This is a genomic window from Endozoicomonas sp. SESOKO3, from assembly GCF_024606255.1.
The window spans coordinates 1-4,764 of sequence record NZ_JAHHPR010000642.1; the positions used below are offsets into that span (position 1 = coordinate 1).

General features: G+C 50.8%; 3 protein-coding genes. 1 reads left to right on the forward strand and 2 read right to left on the reverse strand.

Annotation, left to right across the window (positions count from 1 at the left end):
- Positions 1 to 121: 121 nt before the first annotated feature.
- A complete protein-coding gene (cysG, locus tag KDK18_RS11260) occupies positions 122 to 1,510 on the reverse strand; it encodes a siroheme synthase CysG (RefSeq protein ID WP_257254999.1) in 1,389 nt (462 codons plus the stop codon).
- A gap of 347 nt (positions 1,511 to 1,857) precedes the next feature.
- Between cysG and KDK18_RS11265 the strand changes: the two genes are divergently transcribed.
- Complete coding sequence (locus KDK18_RS11265) at positions 1,858 to 3,249, forward strand: MATE family efflux transporter (RefSeq protein WP_257254997.1); 1,392 nt, start codon at positions 1,858 to 1,860, stop codon at positions 3,247 to 3,249.
- 34 nt (positions 3,250 to 3,283) lie between these two features.
- Here the strand turns inward: KDK18_RS11265 and serS are convergent, their stop codons facing one another.
- Positions 3,284 to 4,567 (reverse strand): serine--tRNA ligase, encoded by a 1,284-nt coding sequence (gene serS, locus KDK18_RS11270; protein ID WP_257254998.1) that lies wholly within the window; start codon positions 4,565 to 4,567, stop codon positions 3,284 to 3,286.
- Positions 4,568 to 4,764: the final 197 nt, after the last annotated feature.

The window sequence follows — 4,764 nt, forward strand, 5'->3', positions numbered from 1 at the left end:
TAAAAATTTCTGCTTCTGAGGAGAATAGCGAGCTATTTGACGAAGAAGCAGGAATTTTTAGACCAATTTATTGCAACCGCAGTAGGACAGCCTTAAGTCCGACAGGCTGCAAGTAAGCAGTTTAATTAGTTTCTGGATTAAACCATTTCAACTTGTCGTGGAGCTGTACCACATCACCAACAATTATCAGGGTAGGAGCCGTTACAGCGTTCCCTTCAACAATACTGCTGATGGTCTCTAGAGACCCGGTGAATACCCTTTGTTTCTGAGTGGTTCCCTTCTCAATCAGAGCAATGGGTGTGTCTGGACTACGCCCGTGTTTATGCAACTCTTCACAGATTCTTGGCAACCCCATCAGCCCCATGTAAAACACCAGAGTCTGGGAAGGGTCAGCCATTTCGTGCCAGTTCAGGTCATAGCTGTCGTCTTTAAGATGACCGGTTACAAAGCGTACAGACTGAGCATGATCCCGGTGGGTCAGAGGAATGCCGGCATAACTGGCACAACCGGATGCAGCGGTAATACCCGGCACCACCTGAAAAGGAATATTCTCTTCAGCCAGGGTGTCAATCTCTTCACCTCCCCGACCAAAAATAAACGGATCTCCCCCTTTCAGACGCAACACCCGCTTACCTTCTTTGGCCAGATCGACCAGTAACTGGTTAATTTCTTCCTGAGGGCGGGTGTGCCGGTCACGCTTCTTGCCCACATAAATGTAATCCGCATCCCGGCGACAAAGTGACAACACTTGTTCCGAAACCAGTCGGTCATGCAACACGACATCAGCCTGCTGCATCAATCTCAGTGCTTTGAAGGTCAGCAAGTCCGGGTCACCCGGCCCACCACCGACGAGATAGACTTCTCCTGTCGTCACCGGCTCAGAGCAGGCCAGTGCTTCTTCCATTAAACATCGGGCTGCTTCTACATCACCGGAAATGGCTTTTTCAGCAGCATTCCCGGTCAACACACGCTCCCAGAAATACCTGCGATCATTGATACGGCTGAACTTCTGAGAGACCTTTGAACGAAACTGGCCGGCCATTTCAGCCAGCCGACCATAGCCAGCCGGCAAAATGGCTTCCAACTGCTGCCGCAACATACGGGCCAGGACAGGTGCTTTGCCTCCCGTTGAGAAAGCCACCATAACAGGAGAGCGATCAACAATAGAAGGCATCACGGCATTACCGGATTGGGCGTCATCGACTACGTTGACGAACAGGTTTTGCAGCTTGGCCTGCCGGGCGACTTCTGAGTTCACTTGAGGCTCATCAGTGGCAGCAATAACAAGACAAACGCCGTCCAGATCAGAAGGTTCAAAGACTTTCTGCCGAACGTGATGATCTCCGGCATTGATCAAAGTCATCAAGTCCGGGTGAATCTCGGGAGCTACCAGTTGAATCATTGCCCCCGCATCAGACAGCAGCCTGGCTTTACGCAACGCGATGTCCCCTCCCCCAACCAACAGACAGGGACGATCACGAACTTCGAGGAATAATGGCAAATAATCCACTCGGACGACTCTCTTACAGTTATCATTATTGTTCACGGGAAACGGTTCCTGAGCGGCTCAACCGAACCTGAACCCATTCCTCTCTCATTGTCCGGCGTTATTATACCAGTGAATACTTTCGCTCTGATAAGAATAAATTTGATGCTTATTCCATCCAGAAAGCAGAACAGTTCTAACATGCTCTTATGCTCTTTCAGCACTCTGCACTCTAAAAGCCTTAAAGCTCAATGCCCCCTGTAGTTTCGGTATTCCCTGGCAGATGAGCAGTACTTTAGTTCGTATAATCTACGCCGAATAACTCAAGACTGAATCCCGAACAGTCTCATACCCTCTTTATCAGGAACCGCATGAATAAATCCGCTTCAGTGAGTGTTAGTGCGGACAGGGAGTTTTTCCGTAAACTCTGGCACCTCGCTCTGCCTGTTTCCCTGCAATCCATGATGTTTTCCGTGCTCGGGCTCATCGATATTTTGATGGTCGGCCAGCTGGGTGAAACGGCCGTTGCAGCGGTGGGTCTGGGTAACCGAATCTTTTTCTTTAACCTGATTCTGACTGCCTCTCTGGGTAGCGGTATGAGTATTCTGGCCTCCCAGTTTATAGGCTCAGGCGATACTGCGGGCTTGCGAAGAACTCTGGTACAGTCGCTACTAACCTCGGTATTCGTCACGATACCTTTCGTAGCTTTCTACATACTGTTGCCTGATGTGGTGATTGGCCTTTCAACCGGAGACCCGGAATTGACCCGGCTGGCCATTGAATACCTGCTGATTACCGCTCCTTCCATTATCTGCACGGCGATTGTCGTACCTCTGGAAGCCGCAATGAGAGCGTCTGGCGATGCCAGAACACCTACCCGAATTGGCTTTTATGCCATTCTGGTGAATGTCTTCCTGAACTACGTGCTGATTTTTGGCCACTTTGGATTTCCGGAACTGGGCGTTGCCGGATCAGCCTGGGGGACGACCTTGTCCAGATTTCTCCAGACCGCCCTTCTACTCAGGTACATCAAACAATTCAGAAGCCATCTTATTCCCGAAAAACGGGATGCTGAACTGGGTATGAAAAAGACGGAACTGGTTCGCTATTTCAAAGTCAGTGTTCCCATAGCACTTCAGGATGGCTCCTGGGCTTTTGGCCTTATCATATACAGCATCATCTACGCCAGTATTGGGGTGAATGAATTAGCTATCATGTCAGCCATCTCCTCCATTGAGGCCATCCTGATTTCACTGTTTATCGGATTCGGTGTGGGGGGCTCAATCATTCTGGGTCAGGAATTGGGAGCCCGGCATTTTGAGAAAGCCTGGCGACAAGGCTGGATCATGCTAATCATGTCACCCTTTATTGCGCTGGTTATTGGTACTCTGTTGATCGTTTTCCGGACGGATGTGGTGACCCTGTTCGGAAAGTTTGAAGGCTCCACCATGACCATGGCCCAGGAGGCTATGATCGTAGCCAGTGTTGGCTTGTGTATCCGGGTAATCAACCTGATGGGGATTATCGGCCTGCTGAGAAGTGGGGGAGATGTCAGAGCCACCGCTATCATCAGCACCTTTGCCATGTGGGGGATTGGTATCCCCATGGCCTGGCTCGCCGCATACTGGGGACTGCCCTTGTATCTGGTGTTTATTTTCAGTCTGTTTGAAGAGCTGTCCAAGGCCCTGATGGTGCTCCTGCGGGTATTCTCAAGACGCTGGTTGAAAAACCTGGTTTCGGAGCCCGCGACCCAGAGCACCTGAAGGTGCTCTGAACCAAGCCAGTTCCCAAAGAGAATTACCGGGCCAGAACGGTGACCGCGCCCATGTAAGGCTGAAGCACTTGGGGAATTCTAATGGAACCATCTTCATTCTGATAATTTTCCAGAACAGCCACCAGCGTTCTGCCTACCGCAAGACCTGAACCATTCAGGGTATGCAGCAATTCCGGCTTGCCGGTTTCCGGATTACGGAAACGGGCCAGCATACGGCGAGCCTGGAAGTCCAGACAGTTACTGACAGAAGAAATTTCACGGTACTTGCCCTGACCTGGCAGCCACACTTCCAGATCATAAGTTTTGGTAGCACCAAAGCCAAGATCACCACCGCAGAGCGCGACAACACGATAAGGCAGACCCAGCTTCCGGAGAATAGCCTCAGCGTGACCGGTCATCTCTTCCAGTGCCTCAAAAGACTTCTCCGGATGCACCACCTGAACCATTTCCACTTTTTCAAACTGATGCTGGCGAATCAGACCACGGGTATCACGACCATGGCTACCTGCTTCGCTGCGGAAGCAGCAGGAATGAGCCGTCAGTTTCAGTGGCAGTTCAGCTGTATCCAGAATGCTTTCACGCACTACGTTGGTCAAGGTCACTTCAGACGTTGGAATCAGGTAGAAGGGTTTCTCAGCTTCAGCACATTCCGTTTTGAACAGATCATCACTGAATTTTGGCAGCTGACCAGTACCCAGCAGAGCGGTGTCATGCACCAGGGCCGGGGTATTCACCTCTTCATAGCCGTGTTCTTCAACCTGCACATCCAGCATAAACTGAGCCAGGGCACGATGCAGTCGGGCAATGCCACCACGCATCAGTGTAAAGCGTGCGCCAGAGAGTTTGGTGCCGGTTTCAAAATCCAGACCCAGAGGCTCACCCAGATCCACGTGATCCTTGATCTCAAACTGGAAATCCGTCGGGGTACCCCAACGACGCACTTCGACATTGTCTTCTTCATCAGCACCTTCCGGTACCGACTCATGGGGCAGGTTGGGAATCCCCAGCAACAAGTCATTCAGTTCTGCCTGCAAAGCTGACAGTTCTTGTTCAGATTCTCTCACCTCGACAGAAAGCTGGTCCATACGCGCTTTGAGTTCGGAGATATCACCGCCCCGGGATTTAATCTTGCCGAACTCCTTCGACCCGGACTTACGTTCGCTCTGAAGCTGTTCGGTGTGAATCTGCAGGGACTTGCGACGCTCTTCCAGAGCGTTCAGTCGTTCTACATCCAGCTCGAAATGCTTTTTACGAAGCAAGGCAGCCACTTCATTGAGGTTGCTGCGAACGTATTTGGGATCCAGCATGTGAATTCCGTAACCTTATGTCTTGAACAATTCCAAGGGTCCTGAACCAGGACGGGTGCAGAGATCCTGAGGAGCCTGACCGAGAATAGCTGCGGCGACAGCAAATTGGTCTAAAAATCCACTTTTGTTCGTCAAATAGCTTGCTATTCTCCTCACAAAACCGAATTTTTATCCTCAATTTTCTGCCGTCCTCGCTA

Excerpts from the sequence above, each read along its gene's own strand:
- KDK18_RS11265 (WP_257254997.1), top strand. The coding sequence starts at position 1,858 with ATGAATAAATCCGCTTCAGTGAGTGTTAGTGCGGACAGGGAGTTTTTC.
- serS (WP_257254998.1), bottom strand. The coding sequence starts at position 4,567 with ATGCTGGATCCCAAATACGTTCGCAGCAACCTCAATGAAGTGGCTGCC.